General features: G+C 67.9%; 20 protein-coding genes. 17 read left to right on the plus strand and 3 right to left on the minus strand.

What is annotated here, in order from left to right; genetic code table 11:
- Positions 1-13: 13 nt before the first annotated feature.
- From RWO82_RS10890 to RWO82_RS10910, 5 genes are all read left to right on the plus strand, one after another.
- Positions 14-1,207 carry a M20 family metallopeptidase gene (locus RWO82_RS10890; protein WP_314426775.1) on the plus strand — a complete coding sequence of 398 codons (1,194 nt, stop codon included), beginning with the start codon at positions 14-16 and terminating at the stop codon, positions 1,205-1,207.
- Positions 1,208-1,449: 242 nt separating this feature from the next.
- A complete protein-coding gene (locus RWO82_RS10895; protein WP_314426815.1) occupies positions 1,450-1,833 on the plus strand; it encodes an Asp23/Gls24 family envelope stress response protein in 384 nt (127 codons plus the stop codon).
- Between the two features lie 123 nt (positions 1,834-1,956).
- The gene (locus RWO82_RS10900; RefSeq protein ID WP_314426777.1) at positions 1,957-2,523 is read left to right on the plus strand and encodes a sigma-70 family RNA polymerase sigma factor; all 567 of its coding nucleotides are present in this window, start codon (positions 1,957-1,959) and stop codon (positions 2,521-2,523) included.
- Positions 2,520-3,143, plus strand: coding sequence for an Asp23/Gls24 family envelope stress response protein (locus tag RWO82_RS10905; protein ID WP_314426780.1), 624 nt, complete (start codon positions 2,520-2,522; stop codon positions 3,141-3,143). Before RWO82_RS10900 ends, RWO82_RS10905 begins: the two co-directional genes overlap by 4 nt.
- Complete coding sequence (locus RWO82_RS10910) at positions 3,140-3,493, plus strand: hypothetical protein (protein ID WP_314426782.1); 354 nt, start codon at positions 3,140-3,142, stop codon at positions 3,491-3,493. Before RWO82_RS10905 ends, RWO82_RS10910 begins: the two co-directional genes overlap by 4 nt.
- Positions 3,494-3,577: 84 nt before the next feature.
- Here RWO82_RS10910 and RWO82_RS10915 read toward each other — a convergent pair whose 3' ends face one another.
- On the minus strand, positions 3,578-4,423 hold the full coding sequence (locus RWO82_RS10915; protein WP_314426783.1) for an SDR family oxidoreductase: 846 nt from the start codon (positions 4,421-4,423) through the stop codon (positions 3,578-3,580).
- Positions 4,424-4,517: 94 nt separating this feature from the next.
- On the opposite strand from RWO82_RS10915, the gene RWO82_RS10920 reads away from it, so the two are divergent.
- The 3 genes from RWO82_RS10920 (at position 4,518) to truA (ending at position 7,428) form a co-directional block, all read left to right on the plus strand.
- Positions 4,518-4,883, plus strand: a complete 366-nt coding sequence (locus RWO82_RS10920) for a helix-turn-helix domain-containing protein (RefSeq protein ID WP_314426785.1) — start codon at positions 4,518-4,520, stop codon at positions 4,881-4,883.
- A gap of 99 nt (positions 4,884-4,982) precedes the next feature.
- Complete coding sequence (locus RWO82_RS10925) at positions 4,983-6,524, plus strand: APC family permease (RefSeq protein WP_314426787.1); 1,542 nt, start codon at positions 4,983-4,985, stop codon at positions 6,522-6,524.
- A 55-nt stretch (positions 6,525-6,579) separates the two neighbouring features.
- On the plus strand, positions 6,580-7,428 hold the full coding sequence (gene truA / locus RWO82_RS10930) for a tRNA pseudouridine(38-40) synthase TruA (RefSeq protein ID WP_314426789.1): 849 nt from the start codon (positions 6,580-6,582) through the stop codon (positions 7,426-7,428).
- Positions 7,429-7,459: 31 nt separating this feature from the next.
- Here truA and RWO82_RS10935 read toward each other — a convergent pair whose 3' ends face one another.
- The gene (locus RWO82_RS10935) at positions 7,460-8,773 is read right to left on the minus strand and encodes a M20/M25/M40 family metallo-hydrolase (protein WP_314426791.1); all 1,314 of its coding nucleotides are present in this window, start codon (positions 8,771-8,773) and stop codon (positions 7,460-7,462) included.
- Between the two features lie 120 nt (positions 8,774-8,893).
- Here RWO82_RS10935 and RWO82_RS10940 point away from each other — a divergent pair, with 120 nt between their 5' ends.
- The 7 genes from RWO82_RS10940 to glmM all read left to right on the plus strand — a co-directional run bounded on the left by RWO82_RS10940 (position 8,894) and on the right by glmM (position 14,822).
- Entirely contained in the window at positions 8,894-9,817 is a 924-nt protein-coding gene (locus RWO82_RS10940) for a MetQ/NlpA family ABC transporter substrate-binding protein (protein WP_314426793.1), read from the plus strand.
- A gap of 20 nt (positions 9,818-9,837) precedes the next feature.
- Entirely contained in the window at positions 9,838-10,893 is a 1,056-nt protein-coding gene (locus RWO82_RS10945) for a methionine ABC transporter ATP-binding protein (RefSeq protein WP_314426795.1), read from the plus strand.
- A 74-nt stretch (positions 10,894-10,967) separates the two neighbouring features.
- On the plus strand, positions 10,968-11,567 hold the full coding sequence (locus RWO82_RS10950) for an ABC transporter permease subunit (protein ID WP_314426817.1): 600 nt from the start codon (positions 10,968-10,970) through the stop codon (positions 11,565-11,567).
- Positions 11,568-11,644: 77 nt separating this feature from the next.
- A complete protein-coding gene (locus RWO82_RS10955) occupies positions 11,645-12,313 on the plus strand; it encodes an endonuclease/exonuclease/phosphatase family protein (RefSeq protein ID WP_314426798.1) in 669 nt (222 codons plus the stop codon).
- Between the two features lie 176 nt (positions 12,314-12,489).
- Positions 12,490-12,936, plus strand: coding sequence for a 50S ribosomal protein L13 (rplM, locus tag RWO82_RS10960; RefSeq protein WP_045253410.1), 447 nt, complete (start codon positions 12,490-12,492; stop codon positions 12,934-12,936).
- 27 nt (positions 12,937-12,963) lie between these two features.
- A complete protein-coding gene (gene rpsI, locus RWO82_RS10965; RefSeq protein ID WP_201469061.1) occupies positions 12,964-13,449 on the plus strand; it encodes a 30S ribosomal protein S9 in 486 nt (161 codons plus the stop codon).
- 14 nt (positions 13,450-13,463) lie between these two features.
- Complete coding sequence (glmM, locus tag RWO82_RS10970; protein WP_314426804.1) at positions 13,464-14,822, plus strand: phosphoglucosamine mutase; 1,359 nt, start codon at positions 13,464-13,466, stop codon at positions 14,820-14,822.
- Between the two features lie 120 nt (positions 14,823-14,942).
- Here the strand turns inward: glmM and RWO82_RS10975 are convergent, their stop codons facing one another.
- Entirely contained in the window at positions 14,943-15,872 is a 930-nt protein-coding gene (locus tag RWO82_RS10975) for a Ppx/GppA family phosphatase (protein ID WP_314426807.1), read from the minus strand.
- A 36-nt stretch (positions 15,873-15,908) separates the two neighbouring features.
- Here RWO82_RS10975 and coaA point away from each other — a divergent pair, with 36 nt between their 5' ends.
- Entirely contained in the window at positions 15,909-16,853 is a 945-nt protein-coding gene (coaA, locus tag RWO82_RS10980) for a type I pantothenate kinase (RefSeq protein WP_314426811.1), read from the plus strand.
- A gap of 63 nt (positions 16,854-16,916) precedes the next feature.
- Entirely contained in the window at positions 16,917-18,764 is a 1,848-nt protein-coding gene (gene glmS, locus RWO82_RS10985) for a glutamine--fructose-6-phosphate transaminase (isomerizing) (RefSeq protein ID WP_314426813.1), read from the plus strand.
- The last annotated feature ends 74 nt before the right edge of the window (positions 18,765-18,838 follow it).

Consider the following 18,838-nt stretch of genomic DNA (forward strand, 5'->3'; position numbering starts at 1 on the left):
GAAAGGCTGACTCGTGACCACCCCCGATTTCGTGGCGGACGCCACAGCGATCCTGCCCGACCTGATCGCCCTGCGCCGAGCACTGCACGCCGACCCCGAGCTGGGGCTCGATCTGCCGCGCACTCAGCAGAAGGTCCTCGACGCCCTCGCCGGACTGCCCCTCGAGATCAGCACCGGCACCAGGACCACCTCGGTCGTGGCGGTCCTGCGCGGGGACCGGCCCGGCCCCGCGGTGCTGGTGCGCGGCGACATGGACGCACTGCCCATCGACGAGACGACGGGGCTGGACTTCGCCTCGACGAACGGAGCGATGCATGCGTGCGGACATGATCTGCACACCGCGGGACTCGTCGGCGCGGCCAAGCTGCTGTCCGCTCGGAAGGACGAGTTGCACGGATCGGTCATCTTCATGTTCCAGCCGGGGGAGGAGGGGCACGGCGGCGCGAAGGTCATGATCGAGGAGGGGCTGCTCGACGCGGCCGGCGAACGCCCGGTCGCGGCCTACGCGATTCACGTCGCGCCCGGTCCGCGCGGACTCTTCGCGACCAGGAGCGGTGCGGTGGCCGCGGGCTCGAACCAGCTCTTCGTCACGGTGAAGGGACGCGGAGGTCACGGATCGCAGCCGCACCAGACTCTCGACCCGGTGCCCGCCGCCGCCGAGATCGTGCTGGCACTGCAGAGCTTCGTGACTCGGCGATTCGATGCGTTCGACCCCGTCGTGCTGTCGGTGACGCGGCTCTCGACGGGAGACGGTGCGGTCAACGTCATCCCCGAACAGGTCGAGCTGGCGGCCACGGTCCGCAACATGTCGCCGGCCTCGCTTGCGGTTCTTCAGGAAGGGCTGCCTCGCGTGATCGAGGGCGTGGCGTCCGCGCACGGGCTGGCGGCCGAGGTCCGGTTCGAGACGATGTACCCCGTGACCGTCAACGACCCGGCGGAGACGAGCGAGACCGTCGACGCACTGCAGAGGACCTTCGGTGAGCAGCGCGTCGTGGTCATGCCGACGCCGATGATGGGGTCGGAGGACTTCGCCTTCGTGCTGGACGAGGTGCCGGGCACGTTCATCGCACTGATGACCTCCCCGCCCGACCTCGACCCGCGCACGATCGAGTGGAACCACTCGCCGCGGGTGGTGTTCGACGATGCCGTCCTCGGCGATCAGGCCGCCGCGCTGGCGTCGGTCGCGTTCGCTCGCACGGCGCGCTGACACCCGATCTCCGACGAAGGCCGCTCCCCGCTCGGGAGCGGCCTTCGTCACGGATCAGGACCAATCTGTGACGAATCGTTCGTAGCATCCGTCTTAGGGATGTCGCTGCACTGCGGCCCTCCCCGCACGGGGACCGGATCACCCTCACGAAGGAGCACATGATGGCGAACGCCTCGAACGCACAGCAGTCCACCGCACAGGTCGCATAGGCACAGTCGGCCGTCGCGTCGACGGGGCGGACCATCATCGAGAACGGCGTGGTCGCGAAGATCGCCGGCATCGCCGCTCGCGAGGTGCCGGGCGTGCATGCTCTCGGCGGCGGAGCCGCGCGCGCGGTCGGAGCGATCCGCGACGCCCTCAACTCGACCGACCTCACTCAGGGCGTGAGCGTCGAGGTCGGCGAGACCCAGGTGGCTGTCGATGTGACCATCGTCGCCGAGTATCCGGCATCGCTGCAGAAGGTCGCGGATGACGTGCGCGCGGCGATCTCCGTCGCGATGAGCGAATTCGTCGGCAAGCAGGCCGTCGAGGTCAACATCACCATCGACGACGTCCACATTCCCTCCGATGACGCGTCTGACGACGACGTCGCTCCCGCCGAGTCGGCTGAGACGCGTGTCCTGTGACCCATCGAGACGCGACCGAGTGATCGGATCAGCCGCTCGTGACATCGGGATCGGATCGGCGATCCGATCCGTTCAGCGGTTGGTTCCGAATTCCTTCGGGGGAATGGAAGAGGGAGTAGACGCATGGGTGGGGAGCGCTTTCGCACTTCTCTCGAGCAGGCCGACGACCGGATCGTCGCCGGTCGGGCCATGGACGGCGACGTGGCCGCATTCGCGGTGCTCGTGCGCAGGTACACGCCGATGATGCGCGCATACACGCAGCGGATGCTGAACGCCTCAGCCGATGTCGACGACATCGTTCAGGAGACCTTCGTGACCGCGTGGCAGCGGTTCTCCGAACTCGACGACCCCGCGAAGGTCAAGAGCTGGCTGATGCGCATCGTGAGCCGCAAAGCGGTCGATCGCATCCGAGCCCTGAGGCCGATGCTCGATGTCGACGATGTGGAGCAGGCGGCGCCGTCGCGCACGGCGCCTGCCCGCGTCGTGGAGGCGCGTGCGGGCATCGAGGCTCTGGGCGCCGCCCCGCAAGAGCTGCCGGCGGCGCAGCGCGAGTGCTGGGTGCTCCGGGAGATGGGCGGGTATTCATACGACGAGATCGCCGCCGAGCTCGACATCTCGGTGTCCACGGCGCGGGGTCTTCTCGCGAGGGCCCGCAAATTCATGATCGTGCGAATGGAGGCGTGGCGATGAGCGATGACCAGGCGGCGTCCGATGTCCGTCAGCTCGGACTCGAGCCGGGCGATCTCGACGGACACACGCTCGAAGAATTGAGCGACTACCTCGAGGCCGAGAGGAGTCCTGTCGACCCGTCGATCGAAGGCTCTCCCGGGTGTCAACTCGCACTCGACGCGCTCGAACGGCTCCGGGGGCTGGGTGGCCAGCTGATCGAGGCGGATGCCGCGGCGATGCCCGAGGTCGACGACGGCTGGGTGGATCGCATCCTGTCGGGCATCGCCCTGGACGCCCGCGCGGGTCGTCGCATTCCGTTCGCCGAGTCCGAGCCGGCGGACGACTTCGGAATCACCGAGGGCGCGGTCCGGGGACTCATCCGCTCGGCGGAGAACGCCGTGGCGGGCATCGTGGTGGGCCGGGCGATCCTCGACGGTGATGTGACCGTGGTGGGCGAGCCGATCCGGATAGCCATCGAGGTCAACGCGGTCTATGGGGAGTCGATCCCTCGGGTGGTCGACCGGCTCCGCGAAGAGGTCGCCGAGCGTCTGCGGCGGCAGACGTCGCTCACGGTGACCGCGATCGACATCACCGTGCGGGACATCCAGAGGATCAGCAGCGCGCAGGAGGAGGCATCATGACCGCGACAGCTCTACCCGGACTCGCAGAGCGGCTCGAGGCCGTCGTGCTGGCGACGCCGGGCGTGCGCAGTGTGTATCGCGCGGGCTCGCTGATGTCGAATCTGGTCGGAGAGAGCGCTGTGGCGGTCGGCATCAGCCGAATCGATGAACCTCTCGTGGCCGTTCGCGTCGCCGACGACGGGGTCCAGGTGGAGGCGTCGCTCGGCATCGAGTACTCGGCGAGCGCCGTCGACCTGCTGCGTGATGTGCGCAGCGCCGTCGCGCAGGTCCTCGCGGATGACGGGCTGGGGGTCGTCGGGATCGTGCTCACGATCGCGTACGTCCATCCTCGGGAGGCATCGTCGGACTGAGTCCGCGCGAACGGGCCGAGGCGCCGACCGTGGGGACGGTCGGCGCCTCACCGCTGCGGATCGGCGGCGGCGTGACGGCGCTGATCAGGCGATCGCGCGCAGGCCGTCCACGAGGGGTGTGGTCGGCCGGCCGATGAGGCGCGACATCGTGCCGTCGCTGTCGGCGAGAGCGCCCGCAGCGATGCCGGCGTCCAGAGCGACGACGAAGCCCGCCGTGCCCTCGTCGAGACCGGCCGCCTGCAGCCCCGCGAGCTGCTCGTCGGCGGACAGCGGGCGGTACGTCACATCGCGACCCGTCACCTCGGAGATCGCTGCCGCGAGCTCGGTGTAGTCCCACGCGACGTCGCCGCCGAGTTCGTACACCCGGCCGATGTGGCCGTCTTCGAGCAGGACCACCGCGGCGGCCTCCGCGAAGTCCTTGCGGCTCGCCGAGGCGACACGACCGGATGCCGCGCCGGATGCCACGACGCCGGTCTCGGCGGCGCGGGCCAGGTCGGCGGCGTAGTTCTCGGTGTACCAGTTGTTGCGGAGGATCACGGCGGGGAGGTCGGCGGCGACGATCGCCTCTTCGGTGGCCTTGTGCTCGGGAGCGAGGACGAGGTCGCTGGTCGTGGCCTTGGGGGCGCTGGTGTAGACGAACTTGGTCACGCCGGCGGCCTTCGCCGCATCGATCACGGCCTGGTGCTGAGGCACGCGCTGGCCGACCTCGGATCCCGAGATCAGGAGCACCGACTCGACTCCGTCGAGGGCCGCGGCGATGGAGGAGGGGTCGGTGTAGTCCAGGTGGGCGACCCGCACCCCGAGATCGCTCGCCTTGGCCGTGTCGCGTGCGCCGGCGACGATCGACTGCGGGTCCGCCCCGCGCTCGAGAAGGCTGGCGATGACGAGGCGTCCGAGGCTGCCGGTCGAACCGGTGACGAGGATGGTCATGGGGTGTCCTTTCGTAGGTGACATGACCCACAACCCCGGGCCGCCCCGTGAACATTCCGATGCGCCGGTACCCACTTTGACGTAAGGTACCCACATGACGGTTAGTTATGCGCAGATCCGGGAGTCCACACCGCAGATCTTCGAGCCCGGCTGCAGCACCCGGGTCGTGCTCGACCACGTCATGAGCAAATGGGGAGTGCTCGTGCTCTCGTCGCTGTCCGATGGCACCCACCGCTGGGGCGAACTGCGACGGGAAGTCGGCGGCATCAGCGAGAAGATGCTGGCGTCGACACTGCGGACCTTGGCCGACGACGGTCTCGTGCGGCGTGAATCCTTCCCCTCGGTGCCCCCGCACGTCGAGTACAGCCTGACGCCGCTCGGGCGCGATCTGATGCAGCGGATGCTCCCTCTCGTGGAGTGGGTCGCAGACCACGCGGACGGAATGATCGGTCGCGACTAGGTCGACGGAATCGGTTGTGAATAGCCCCATTTCCTCGCGGATTCCGTTGTGACAAGAAAACGATTGACGCGATATACGCAGTAGTCGTATGTTCTGAGCATGTCAGCTACGACGCCGATCCATCTCGAACGCCCCGACGGCAAGGGGCTCGCAAGCGGTTCGCTGGGCCTGTGGGGGTCGACCGTGATCGGTCTGGCATCGACGGCGCCGGTGTACTCGCTCGTCGCCACGCTCGGCTTCGTGGTGCTCGCGGTCGGGGCGCAGGCCCCGATCGCCTTCATCATCGCGTTCGTCCCGATGCTGCTGATCGCGTTCGCCTACCGCGAGCTGAACAACGCGGTTCCCGACTGCGGCACGACCTTCACCTGGGGCACGAAGGCGTTCGGACCGTGGGTCGGGTGGATGGGCGGCTGGGGCGTCGCGGTCGCCGGCATGGTCGTGCTCGCCAACCTCGCGCAGATCGCCTCGGTGTACTTCTGGTCGCTGATCGGCTTCGACCTCGAGAACAACGACTGGCGCATCATCCTGGTGGCGGTGCTCTTCATCGCCGCGATGACGTGGGTGAGCTGGCGCGGGGTCGAGATCGGCGAGCGCATCCAGAACATCCTGCTCGGCATCCAGTACCTCGCGCTCGCGATCTTCGTGGTGGCCGCCCTCTGGCAGTTCCTCGGCGGCACCGCTCCCGACCCCACGCCGTTCGACCTCGAGTGGTTGAACCCGTTCGCCTTCACCTCGTGGTCGGGCTTCACCGAGTCGATCCTGCTCGCCCTCTTCATCTACTGGGGCTGGGACACCTGCCTCGCGCTCAACGAGGAGACCAAGGATCCGAAGCGCATTCCCGGCCGAGCGGCGCTGCTCACCACCGTCATCCTGCTGTTCACCTACGTCGGCGTGACGATCGCGGCCATGATGTACGCCGGACTCGGCGACTCGGGCTCGGGCCTCGGAAATGAGGCCAACGCCGACGACTTCTTCCTCGCGATCAAGGACGGACTCCTCGGTCCGTTCGGCTGGGTGCTGGTCGTCGCGGTCATCATCTCGGCCGTCTCCTCGACGCAGACGACGATCCTCCCGACGGCGCGAGGCACTCTGGCGATGGGTGTCTACCGTGCGCTCCCCGCGAAGTTCAAGGACGTGCACCCGACCTACAAGACGCCCTCCTTCTCGACGATCGTGATGGGCGTCGTGGCGTCGCTCTACTACGTCGGCATGACCCTCATCAGCGACAACATCCTGCAGGACTCGATCCTCTCGCTCGGCCTCGCGATCGCGTTCTACTACGCGATCACCGGATTCGCCTGCGTCTGGTACTTCCGCAAGGACCTCACCGCGTCGCCGAGGGACTTCTTCTTCAAAGGGCTGTTCCCGCTGCTCGGCGGCCTCATGCTCACCGGCGCGTTCGTGCAGTCCGCCATCGACATGTGGGACGTCGACTACGGCTACACGGTGCTGTTCGGCATCGGCGGGACGTTCGTGATCGGCATCGGGTCGCTCGCGTCCGGGCTGGTGCTGATGTTCCTCTGGTACCTCTTCCCGCGTTCCAAGCGGTTCTTCCGCGGCGAGAGTCTCAACCGTGACACGCAGGTGATGGTGCCGGACGAGCCGAGCGTCAGCATCCGCTCGATCGACGGCGGCATCTGATCGGCAGCAGTCGACCGGAGCCGGATCGCGCGCGGCGACGCCCTAGGCTTTATCCGTGCGCATCCGGCTCGACATCGCCTACGACGGCACCCACTTCCGTGGGTGGGCGAAGCAGCCAACCCTGCGGACTGTGCAGGGGACTCTCGAGGCCGCGCTCGCTCGCATCGTCGGCTCCGACGTGCAGTTCGTCGTCGCAGGGCGCACGGATGCCGGGGTGCACGCGCAGGGCCAGGTGGCGCACGTCGATCTCGATGACGAGCAGTGGTCGCGGGTCGAGTCGCGGAACGGACGCGCCCCGCAGGACCCGGCGGCCTCGATCGCCCGGCGCATGCGCGGCGTGCTCGGCGCCTATCCCGACGCCACGGTGACTCGCACGTCACTCGCGCCGGAGGGGTTCGACGCGCGTTTCTCGGCGGTGTGGCGACGTTACCGATACCGCCTGGCGGACGATGCCTCGGGTTACGACCCGGTCCGTCGCCACGACACGACGAGTCACCGCGGGACCCTCGACGAGCACACGATGGATGTCGCCGCGCGCACGCTCATCGGCCTGCACGACTTCGCGGCCTATTGCAAGCCGCGCGAAGAGGCGACGACGATCCGGACGCTGCTCGACTATCGATGGACCCGTGACGACGAGGGCGTGCTGGTCGCCGAGGTCAAGGCGGACGCGTTCTGCCACAGCATGGTGAGGGCGCTGGTCGGAGCGTGCGTCGCTGTCGGCGAAGGTCGGCTCGACGTCGCCGATCTCGTGGTGCTGCGCGACGCGCTCACCCGCACCAGCGAGTTCAAGGTGCTCGCCGCGCGCGGACTCACGCTCACCGAGGTGGGGTACCCGGCCGACGATCTCCTCTCGATGCGCGCCCAGCAGACGCGCGCCAGACGGGGCGACGCGAGCGGATGACCTCCGCGCTCGCCGCACCGGAGAGCGACGTTCAGGCGTCGCGGAGGATCCTCGCGGTGGTTCGAGCGCTGAAGTGCAGACTCTCCACGGGCACGCACTCGTCGGCCGCGTGGAACTGCCCGTAGACATCGAATTCGTCCGGCACTCGCAGCGGCACGAAGCCGTACCCGAAGACACCCAGCCGCGCGAAGTGCTTGTTGTCGGTCGAAGCCGGGAGCAGATAGGGCACGACGACCCCGCTCGGGTCCTCGGCCGCGACGGAGCGGGCGATCACGCTCTGGAACCGGGTGTCGAGGGGAGAGGCTATCGGTGCGAGCGATTCCGACCAGGTCACCTCGACCTCGTCGCCGGCAAGGCGCAGGATCTGCTCACGGAGTTCGTGCTCGCGGTCGGGAAGTGCACGGAGGTCGAGCGACGCCTGCGCGGTCGCGGGGATGATGTTGCTCTTGTCTCCGGCGCGCAGTACCGTCGGCGCCACAGTCTGGCGGGCGGATGCGGCGATCACGCGCCCGAGGAACCCGATGTCGTCGAGCTGCGCATCGAGATCGTCGTCGGTGAAGGTGACTCCGCGTTCAGCTCCGAAGACCTCCAGGAAGCGCTCGAGCGCCGGAGTCCGCACCACCGGGAAACGGTGAGCGCCGATCCGCGCGACAGCGGACGCCAGCCGCACCACTGGGTCGTCGTGCCTCGGACGCGATGCGTGCCCGGCCTCGCCGTGGGCGGTGAGCACGGCGCCGCCCACACCCTTCTCGGCGGTCGCGAGCAGGTAGGCCCGTCGACTCCCCGCGAATGGGACGGAGAACCCGCCGACCTCGCTGATCGCCTCGGTGGCCCCGGTCAGGAGATCCGGTCGATTGTCGACGATCCAGGACGCGCCCCAGCGGCCTCCGGCCTCCTCGTCGGCGAGGAACGCGAAGATCAGGTCGCGTCGCGGTCGGGTTCCGGAGCGTGCGAACTCTCGGGCCACAGCGAGGATGACCCCGGCGAAGTCCTTCATGTCCACCGCGCCGCGGCCGTAGAGGATGCCGTCCTCGACCACCGCACCGAAGGGGGGACGCGTCCACTCGCGCTCGTCGACCGGAACCACGTCGAGGTGGGCGTGCACGATGAGCGCGCCTGCCTCGGGATCGGTGCCCGAGAGTCGCGCGATCACACTGCCGCGCCCGGGGACGGGCTCCACGAACGTCGTCGCTATGCCGGCATCCTCGAGCCTCTCCTGCACGAGGCGGGCGGCTCGCGTCTCGCCGTCGCCGATGGTGTCGGGCGACCCCGTGTTGATGCTCTCGATGCGGATCAGGGCGCGGACGAATTCGAGCGCCTCGTGCTCCAGCAGGCTGACGGTCACCGTCTCACCGTAGTGATCCGCGAGCACGGATCCGGTCTCGCATTACGATAAAAGTCCTCGATTACGCGCGGTTACCGAGCCGACGGTCGATGTACGTCGAGCGTGCTTCACTCTCGTCTTGTGAATGAACCCCGTGCCAAGAAGAAGCTCCTGTCCGTACTCGGTGTGCTCGCCGCCAGCGCCCTGACGCTGTCGATGGCGGCCTGCTCGGGATCTGCGGAGTCGGCCTCAGGCAGCGCCGACGACGCCGAGACCAGCACCATCGTGATCGGCGCGGACGACGGCACCGAAGCGCACTGGACCATCCTCAAGGACAAGCTCGCGGACGAGGGCATCGAGCTCGAGGTCCGAACGATCAACGACGGCGTGCAGCTCAACCAGGGTGTGCAGGATGGCGAGCTGGACGTGAACCTGTTCCAGCACCTGATCTTCCTCTCGCAGTTCAACGTCAACAACGAGGGCACCCTGGTGCCCGTCGGAGCGACAGCGGTCTACCCGCTGGCGATCTACTCCGAGGAGTTCACCGACGTCGAGGAGCTCCCTGAGGGTGCGACCGTGGCGGTTCCGAACAACCCGACGAACCTCGCGCGCGCTCTCCTGAACCTGCAGCGAGCGGGGCTCATCGAGCTGGAGGACGGCGGCAACAGCCTCTCGACTCCCGACGACATCGTCTCGAGCAGCGTCGAGGTGCTCCCCGTCGACGCGAACCAGACCGTCACCGCGCTCAAGGACGGCAGTGCACAGGCCGCGATCGTCAACAACACGCAGGCTCAGAAGGGCGGCCTGGGCGACGACCTCATCATCTTCAAGGAGGATCTGGACGACCCGGAGCTCGCCCCGTACATCAACGCGTTCGTCGTGCGTGAGGACCAGAAGGACGATCCCCGCTGGGAGAAGCTGATCGAGGCCTACCACAGTGCCGAGGTCGAGGCATCGGTGACGGAGCTCAACCAGGGCAACCTGCAGTTCAAGGCGGACTGGAGTGCGGAAGACCTCCAGACCGAACTGGCCGACCTCGAAGACCAGCTGCGCGCGACGCAGTGACCCACCACGGCGGCGGCCCCATGACGGTGATCAGTTTCGACGGGGTGTCCAAGGGATTCCCCGCCGCCCGACGGGGGCCCGCCGTCGCTGCGCTCGAGGATGTGGACCTTCGGGTCGAGCGGGGCTCGATCGTGGGCGTGATCGGCTATTCGGGTGCGGGGAAGTCCACGCTCGTCCGCCTGGTCAACGGGCTCGAGAAGCCGACTGCGGGGCTCGTCGAGGTGCTCGGAGTCGATGTGGGCTCTGCCTCCGCGACCGAGCTGCGTGGACTGCGCGGACGCATCGGCATGATCTTCCAGCAGTTCAACCTCTTCAATTCACGCACGGTGCGAGGGAATGTGGCGTATCCGCTCAAGGTGGCGGGATGGAGGAGGCAGGACATCGGTCCGCGCGTCGCCGAACTGCTCGACTTCGTCGGCATCGGCGACAAGGCGCACAGCTATCCGCGTGCGCTCTCGGGAGGCCAGAAGCAGCGTGTCGGAATCGCCCGAGCGATCGCGGCCAACCCGGAGCTGCTGCTCGCAGATGAGGCGACGAGCGCACTCGATCCGCAGACCACCGGCGAGGTGCTCGCACTCCTGAGGGAAATCAACCGGACTCTCGGCATCACGATCGTGGTGATCACGCACCAGATCTCGGTCGTGCACGAGCTGTGCGATCAGGTGATCGTGATGGACGGCGGAAAGGTCGTCGACAGCGGAGACACCTACCGGGTGTTCGCGCACCCGCGGGCGGCGCTCACCGAGCGGTTCGTCGCTGCCGTCACTCAGGGGGTCCCGTCGGCGGAGACTCTGCGGGCGCTTCTGGTCGGCGGCGGTGCGCTCATCAGCGTCGACGTCAACGAGTTCACCAGCGAGCACGTGGCCGAGGTGTTCGAGACTCACGGCGTGCGTCACACCGTCGTGTTCGGCGGCGTCACAGACATCCGCGGCAGTCAGCTCGGCACTCTCACGTATCGCATCCACGCCGAGGACGCAGTGCTGGCCTCGGTGGTCGCAGAGCTCTCGGCGCACACGAGGGCCCAGCTGCTTCGCGCATCGGATGCGCCCTCCGGAGCAGAGGGGGTGCAGTCGTGAGTCTCGTGCGCTCTGCCACCGACTGGGACAGCCTGACCCCGGTCCTCCTCGAGTCGATCCAAGAGACCGTCTACATGGTCGCCGTGACGCTGGTCGTCGGCGGTGCGGCCGGTCTGCTGATCGGCGCGGTGCTGTACGCCACGCGTCCGGGCAACCTGTTCGCGAACCGAGCCGTGTTCGGTGTGCTGAACCTGCTGATCAATGTGATCCGCCCGATCCCGTTCATCATCTTCCTCACCGCCGTGGGCCCCGTCACCAAGGCCATCGCCGGCACCACGCTCGGCACCGAGGCAGCGATCGTCCCCATGACGATCATGGCGGCCGTCGTCATCGGACGTGTCGTCGAGCAGAATCTCGTCGCGGTGGACCCGGGCATCGTGGAGGCGGCTCTCGCGATCGGCGCCAAACGGTTCGCGATCCTTTTCGGTCTCGTCATCCCCGAGGCGCTGGCTCCGCTGATCCTGGGCTACACGTTCATGTTCATCGCGGTGGTCGACATGTCTGCCATGGCCGGATACATCGGCGGCGGCGGTCTCGGCAACTTCGCGATCATCTACGGCTATCAGCAGTTCAATCAGGAGGCGACGTGGGTGACGGTGGCGGTCATCGTCGTGATCGTCCAGATCGGACAGCTGTTCGGCAACTGGCTCGCGCAGCGCGTTCTGCGCCGTTGACCGCGAGGGGCGCCGTTCATCTGTCCGACCGGCCATTGACACCGGAATCCAAGGCGAACGCACTAGCGTGAGATGCGATGAAGGTCATCTCATACAACCTGCAGAAGCACCGGGCCGCGGGAGAACTCGCGGCCCTCACCGCTGCGCATGATCCCGACATCCTCTGTCTTCAGGAATGCGATGTCGCAGATCTGCCCGACCGCGTCGGCGACCTCGCGCTCGCCGATGCGACGCAGGGAAACCGCCTCGGCCTGGCCCTGTTCTACCGGCAGAGCGAGTTCCACCTGCAGGAAGTGATCACGATCGGGCTCAAGAAGTCCCTCCACGACCGCATCGCGAAGCCGGCGCACGAGCGAGTGCTCGGCGCCCGCCTGCGCGACATCGACTCGGGGCGCGACTTCATCGCCGCCTCGTTCCATGCGGCTCCGCTCACCGCGCTCAACTCCTTGCGCCGGCACCAGATCCGCGCGGCCCTGACCGAGCTCACGACGCTCGGGCAGGGGCTGCCGCAGCTGATGGTCGGCGACTACAACTACCCGGTCTTCAAGGAGAACCTCGGCAAGACGGTGCGCGAGCACGGCTATGCGCTCACCATGAGCGACGACCACACCTATACGCGTTACCGGGTGTTCCGCGGCCACTACGACTTCGCGACCTCGGTCGGCTTCGAGATCCAGCGTGTGACGACTCTGCCTCAGGGGCTCAGCGATCATCGCCCCATCCTGGTGACGACGCGTCTCGACTGACGCCTGCGGCTCGGTTTGGGGTTTGCCGCGCGGATGACGTAGGCTGTCTCTTTGGTACTCGACTGCCGAGTGCTACGAACGTGAGCCCTCCACTGGCGTGTTCCTCCCCCTAGGGAAGAACCACCCCGGAGTGGGATTCACGAACTTCTCCGTTCGAACAAGAAAGCAGCACTATCGTGACGCGCACTTACACCCCGAAGGCCGGCGAGGTCCAGCGTGACTGGGTCGTCATCGACGCCACTGACGTCGTTCTCGGCCGCCTGGCCTCGCACGCCGCTACGCTCCTGCGTGGCAAGCACAAGCCCACCTTCGCCAACCACATCGACTCGGGTGACTTCGTCATCATCGTGAACGCCGACAAGGTCGCGCTCACCGGTCAGAAGCTCCAGAAGAAGCTGGCCTACCGCCACTCGGGTTACCCGGGCGGCCTGAAGTCGGTCACCTACGCCGAGCTCATGGAGAAGAACCCGGTCCGCGCTGTCGAGAAGGCCATCCGTGGCATGCTCCCCAAGAACAGCATCGGCCGTCAGCAGCTGTCGAAGCTCAAGGTCTACGTCGGTGGAGAGCACCCGCACGCCGCTCAGCAGCCCAAGACGTACACCCTCGACCAGGTCGCCCAGTAAGCGCCGTAAAGACTTAAGGACATACTCGTGGCTGACATCCAGGACACCACCGAAACCCCCCAGAACTTCTCGACGTCGACTCCCGAGACCGAAGCAGTCGAGGCGGCTCCCCGCCCCGTGCTGAGCGTCCCGGGTGCCGCTGTCGGCCGTCGCAAGCAGGCCATCGCCCGCGTGCGCCTCGTCCCCGGCTCGGGAACGATCACGGTCAACGGCCGCACGCTCGAGGACTACTTCCCGAACAAGCTGCACCAGCAGCTGATCAACGACCCGTTCACGATCCTGAACCTCGCCGGCGGCTATGACGTCATCGCGCGCATCTCGGGCGGTGGCCCCTCGGGCCAGGCCGGTGCACTGCGTCTCGGAATCGCTCGTTCGCTCAACGGCATCGACGAGGAGAACAACCGCGCGACCCTGAAGAAGGCCGGCTTCCTCTCCCGTGACGCTCGCGTCAAGGAGCGCAAGAAGGCTGGACTCAAGAAGGCCCGTAAGGCGCCTCAGTACTCCAAGCGTTAAGGTCCACTGCTCCGATGCCGATCTTTGGCACGGACGGCGTGCGAGGACTCGCCAATGGCATCCTCACCGCCGACCTCGCGCTCACCCTGGCCCAGGCGACTGCTGTCGTCCTGGGCCAGGGCCGTACTGCGGAGGCTCGCAAAGCCGAAGGCAAGCGCCTCACCGCAGTCGTGGCCCGCGACCCCCGGGTCTCCGGTCACTTCCTCACCGCCGCGGTGTCAGCGGGGCTGGCCTCATCGGGTGTCGACGTGCTCGAGGCCGGAGTCATCCCGACGCCGGCACTCGCCTTCCTCGTCGCCGACCGCGACGCCGACTTCGGCGTGATGATCTCGGCCTCGCACAACGCAGCGCCCGACAACGGGATCAAGATCTTCGCCCGGGGCGGAGTCAAGCTCCCCGACGTGGTCGAACAGCGCATCGAAGCCGCGATGGCGGGGGAGAAGCTGCGGCCCACGGGCGCGGGCGTGGGCAGGATCATCCGGTTCTCCGACGCCGAGGACCGGTACGTCGTGCACCTGCTCGGCTCGCTGCCGAACCGTCTGAACGGCATCAAGGTCGTTCTGGACTGCGCGCACGGCGCGGCATCCGGTGTCTCTCCCGAGACGTTCCGCGATGCCGGAGCCGATGTCACGGTCATCGGGGCGGATCCCGACGGCTGGAACATCAACGACGGGGTCGGCTCGACCCACCTCGACAATCTCGCCGAAGCCGTGGTCCGGCTCGGCGCTGACATCGGCATCGCGCATGACGGCGACGCCGATCGCTGCCTCGCAGTAGACGCTCGAGGCAACGTCATCGACGGCGACCAGATCATGGCGATCCTCGCTGTCTCAATGAAGGAGCGCGGCCACCTCACCGACGACACGCTGGTCGCGACGGTGATGAGCAATCTCGGTCTGCATGTGGCGATGCGCGAGCACGGCATCACCGTGCGGCAGACCGCGGTCGGCGACCGGTACGTGCTCGAGGACATGAACGAGGGCGGCTATGCGCTCGGCGGAGAGCAGTCCGGGCACGTGATCATGAGCGAGTACGCCACCACGGGTGACGGCCTGCTCACGGGTCTGCATCTGGTGGCGGAGATGGCGCGCCAGAACAAGACGATCGCCGAGCTCGCCTCCGTGATGACCGTCTACCCCCAGGTGCTGGTCAATGTGCGTGACGTCGACAAGGATGCGGTCGACGCCGATCCTGTCGTGCAGGAGGCCGTGCGTGCGGTCGGCGCCGAACTCGGCGACACCGGCCGCGTGCTGCTGCGCAAGTCGGGCACCGAACCGCTCGTGCGGGTCATGGTCGAAGCGGCGGATGCCGATTCCGCACAGACCTACGCCGACCGCCTGGTCGACGTGGTGCGAGAACGCCTCGCGCTCTGACCCCGTCGTCGCCGCTCCCGTCGGCTCCGTCGTCGCCGCGCTCGGTCGTGCGTGCGATGGCCGCCGCCGCGGGAGCGGTGTCGGGGCCGTCGACCGTGCGGTCCTCGCCGACCGGCGGTCCTAGCGGCCCAGCTGCTCTATGTATCGGAGCAGCACGCCCTCTCGGAGCGCCCACGGCGAGACCTCGAGCTCGTCGACTCCGAGCGCCGTCATGGCCGTGTGCAACGACACCGCCGCCGCGACGATCTGGAAGGTCCGGTCGGCCGTGATCCCCGGCAGCTCCTGGCGCGCGGAGGCGGGGATGCGGGCGAGACGCGGGATCCACGATCCCAGAGCTGCGCGCGGCAGCACCATCCGCTGGATCCCCGACCACCCCGGCATCGGATCGCCGGCCAGTCGGGCGAGCGAGCGGATGGCCTTCGACGAGCCGACGACATGATCCGGGCGGGGCAGCGCCTCGAAACGGGGGAGGACCTCGTCGAGAGTGCTCCTCGCGTGCGCGCGCAGACGCGCGACGTCGTCCTCTCCGGGTGGATCTCCGGGAAGGAACTCCACGGTCATGCGGCCTGCTCCCAGGGGCACGGATGCGGCGGCATCCGGAAGCTCGTCGCCCCCTGCGGCGATCTCCAGCGATCCGCCGCCGATGTCGAGGAGCAGCAACTGGCCCGCCGACCACCCGAACCAGCGGCGCACCGCCAGGAACGTCAGCTCGGCCTCGGTCTCGCCGTCGAGCACCTGGAGCGGCTGGCCGAGCACGCGCTCGATGCGCGCGATCACGTCGGCCCCGTTCGTCGCATCGCGCACGGCGCTGGTCGCGGTCGCCAGCAGTGCGTCGACCCGCTCCTGCTCGGCGACGCGTCGCGCCTGCGCCACGGCCGCCTCGAGAGCTCGCACACCCTCTTCCGAGATCGACCCGTCCTCGGTGAGATACCGCATGAGTCGCAGCACACTGCGGTCGCTCGTCGTCGCGAGGGGGCGACCGCCCGGGTGCACGTCGGCGGCCAGCATATGGACGGTGTTGGAACCGATGTCGAGAACTCCGAGGCGCACGGATAGACACTACCGCCGCCCCGTTACGATGTATCCGTGACCATCGCCGATTCCACGCTGCCGCTGTCCCCGTACCGGGAGATCGGACGAGCGGAATGGGCGCGACTCGCCGCAGGACTCGATCAGCCGCTCACCGAGACCGAAGTCGTCGAGCTCCGCGGAATCGGAGACCGTCTCGACCTCACCGAGGTGCGCGAGGTCTATCTGCCGCTCAGTCGACTGCTGAGTCTGTACGCGACCGCGACCAAGCGGCTCGGCGTCGCGACCAGCTCGTTCCTTCAGGAGGACGACACGACGACGCCGTTCGTCGTGGGGGTCGCCGGCTCGGTCGCCGTCGGCAAGTCGACGATCGCACGCCTGCTCCGGGAGCTCATGAGCCGCTGGCCGGGCACGCCGCGCGTCGAGCTCGTCACGACCGACGGTTTTCTGCACTCCAACGCCGAACTCGAGCGGCGGGGGCTCATGGATCGCAAGGGGTTCCCCGAGTCCTACGACCGCCGCGCACTGATCGAGTTCCTCACCGAGGTCAAGAGCGGCGCGGCCGAGGTGCGTGCCCCCTTCTATTCGCACATGCGCTACGACATCGTCCCCGATGCGCACGTCGTGGTGCGCCGACCCGATGTCGTGATCGTCGAGGGGCTCAACGTGCTGCAGCCGCCTCCCGCTCCGAACGACGTCGCCGTGAGCGACCTCTTCGATTTCTCGATCTTCGTGGATGCAGACACCTCGCACATCGAGAAGTGGTACGTCGACCGGTTCCTGGCGCTGCGCGAGGGGGCGTTCTCCAACCCGTCCTCGTACTTCAACGTCTTCGCCCACCTCACGGACGAAGAGGCGATCACCACGGCGCTCGGGTACTGGAACGAGATCAACATGCCGAATCTGATCGAGAACGTGATGCCGACCAAGCATCGTGCACGACTGGTGCTCAACAAGGGCATCGACCACAGCGTCGAGAGCGTGCTGCTCCGCAAGCTCTGAAGCGCGGGCGCCCTCCAAGTTCGTTCGGGCTCTTCGCAAAATCTCGCCCTTACGCTTGATCACATGTGTGGAATCGTCGGATACGTGGGCCCTCGGCCCAGCCAGGACATCCTGCTCGCGGGCCTCGCCCGTCTCGAGTATCGCGGCTACGACTCCGCGGGAGTCGCCGTCATCGACGGCGAGGGCACGCTGGGCATGCGCAAGAAGGCCGGCAAGCTGGCGGCGCTGCGCGATTCCCTCGCCGACGCCTCTCTCGCAGACGGTCACACCGGCATCGGCCACACGCGCTGGGCGACTCACGGCGGGCCGACCGATGTCAACGCGCACCCCCACCTGGCGGACGACGACCGGCTGGCGCTGATCCACAACGGCATCATCGAGAACTTCTCGACGTTGCGCGACGAGTTGATCGCCGACGGCGTGGAGTTCCGCAGCGAGACCGACACCGAGGTCGCCGCAGCGCTGCTGGGACGCGAGTACCGCGGCAACGGCGGGGACCTGCAGCTCGCCTTCCGCAGTGTGGTCAACCGGCTCGAGGGGGCGTTCACGCTCCTCGCGCTGCACCAGGACCACCCGGGACTCGTGGTCGGCGCCCGCCGCAACTCCCCGCTCGTGATCGGCCTGGGCGAGGGCGAGAACTTCCTCGGCTCCGACGTCGCGGCGTTCGTCGAGCACACCCGCAAGGCGCTCGCGATCGGTCAGGACCAGATCGTCTCGATCACCCCCGACGCCGTCACCGTGACCGACTTCGCCGGAACGCCGGTGGAGGCCGAGCCGTTCGACGTCTCGTGGGACGCCGCTGCCGCCGAGAAGGGCGGATGGTCCAGCTTCATGGCCAAGGAGGTCGCCGAGCAGCCCGAAGCCGTCGCCAACACGCTCCGCGGACGCATCCGTGACGGCCAGGTCGTCATCCCGGAACTCGAGGGCCTCGACGATCTCTTCCTCGGCATCAACCGCATCATCGTCACCGCATGCGGCACGGCCGCGTACTCGGCGCTCGTCGGCAAGTACGCGATCGAGCAGTGGGCGCGCATCCCGGTCGACGTCGAGCTGGCGCACGAGTTCCGCTACCGTGACCCCGTGATCGGCGCGGACACTCTCGTCGTGTCGATCAGCCAGTCGGGCGAGACGATGGACACCCTGATGGCCGTGAAGTACGCCCGCGAACGCGGCGCGCGCACGCTGTCGATCTGCAACACGCAGGGAGCCACGATTCCGCGCGAATCGGATGCCGTGGTCTACACGCACGCCGGCCCCGAGGTCGCCGTCGCATCGACCAAGGCGTTCTCCGCTCAGATCACGGCGCTCCTGCTGCTCGGTCTGCACATGGGCCGCGTCCGCGGTTCGGTCGCGGACGCATCCGCCGACGTCGCCGAGCTCTCGGCCCTGCCCGAGAAGATCGCGAAGGTGCTCGCGAGCGAGAACGATCACGTGTCACAGCTGGCCGGCTGGATGGCCGACACGCGTTCGGTCCTCTTCCTCGGACGCCACGTCGGCTTCCCGATCGCCCTCGAGGGAGCGCTCAAGCTCAAGGAGATCTCGTACATCCACGCCGAGGGGTTCGCCGCCGGCGAGCTCAAGCACGGTCCGATCGCGCTGATCGAGCCCGGCCAGCCCGTCTTCGTGCTGGTGCCGTCGCCGCGTCACTCGGCGCTCGTGCACTCGAAGGTCGTCTCGAACATCCAGGAGATCCGAGCCCGTGGTGCTCGCGTGATCGTGGTCGCCGAAGAGGGAGACGCCGCGGTGCTGCCCTTCGCCGACGAGGTCATCCGGATTCCGCTCGCGGGTGCGATGTTCGAGCCGCTGCTCGCGGTCGTCCCGCTGCAGATCTTCGCGATGGCGCTCGCGACCGCCAAGGGCCTCGACGTCGACCAGCCGCGCAATCTCGCGAAGTCCGTCACCGTCGAGTAGGCCCCGGCCCGGCCGCCTTCGTCCGTCCCGCCTCCGTCCGGGTCGCCTTCGTCCGGGTCGCCTTCGTCCGGGTC

It is taken from the genome of uncultured Microbacterium sp., assembly GCF_963521645.1.
Classification (GTDB): Bacteria; Actinomycetota; Actinomycetes; order Actinomycetales; family Microbacteriaceae; genus Microbacterium.

Bases quoted from the DNA above. Each gene is read 5' to 3' on its own strand.
- RWO82_RS10915 (WP_314426783.1), bottom strand. From the start codon at position 4,423: ATGACCATCCTCGTCACCGGTTCGACCGGCAGCCTCGGACGCCTCGTC.
- RWO82_RS10945 (WP_314426795.1), top strand. From the start codon at position 9,838: ATGACGGTGATCAGTTTCGACGGGGTGTCCAAGGGATTCCCCGCCGCC.
- RWO82_RS10950 (WP_314426817.1), top strand. From the start codon at position 10,968: ATGGTCGCCGTGACGCTGGTCGTCGGCGGTGCGGCCGGTCTGCTGATC.
- RWO82_RS10925 (WP_314426787.1), top strand. From the start codon at position 4,983: ATGTCAGCTACGACGCCGATCCATCTCGAACGCCCCGACGGCAAGGGG.
- glmM (WP_314426804.1), top strand. From the start codon at position 13,464: ATGCCGATCTTTGGCACGGACGGCGTGCGAGGACTCGCCAATGGCATC.
- RWO82_RS10955 (WP_314426798.1), top strand. From the start codon at position 11,645: ATGAAGGTCATCTCATACAACCTGCAGAAGCACCGGGCCGCGGGAGAA.
- RWO82_RS10920 (WP_314426785.1), top strand. From the start codon at position 4,518: ATGACGGTTAGTTATGCGCAGATCCGGGAGTCCACACCGCAGATCTTC.
- RWO82_RS10900 (WP_314426777.1), top strand. From the start codon at position 1,957: ATGGGTGGGGAGCGCTTTCGCACTTCTCTCGAGCAGGCCGACGACCGG.
- RWO82_RS10910 (WP_314426782.1), top strand. From the start codon at position 3,140: ATGACCGCGACAGCTCTACCCGGACTCGCAGAGCGGCTCGAGGCCGTC.
- glmS (WP_314426813.1), top strand. From the start codon at position 16,917: ATGTGTGGAATCGTCGGATACGTGGGCCCTCGGCCCAGCCAGGACATC.
- RWO82_RS10905 (WP_314426780.1), top strand. From the start codon at position 2,520: ATGAGCGATGACCAGGCGGCGTCCGATGTCCGTCAGCTCGGACTCGAG.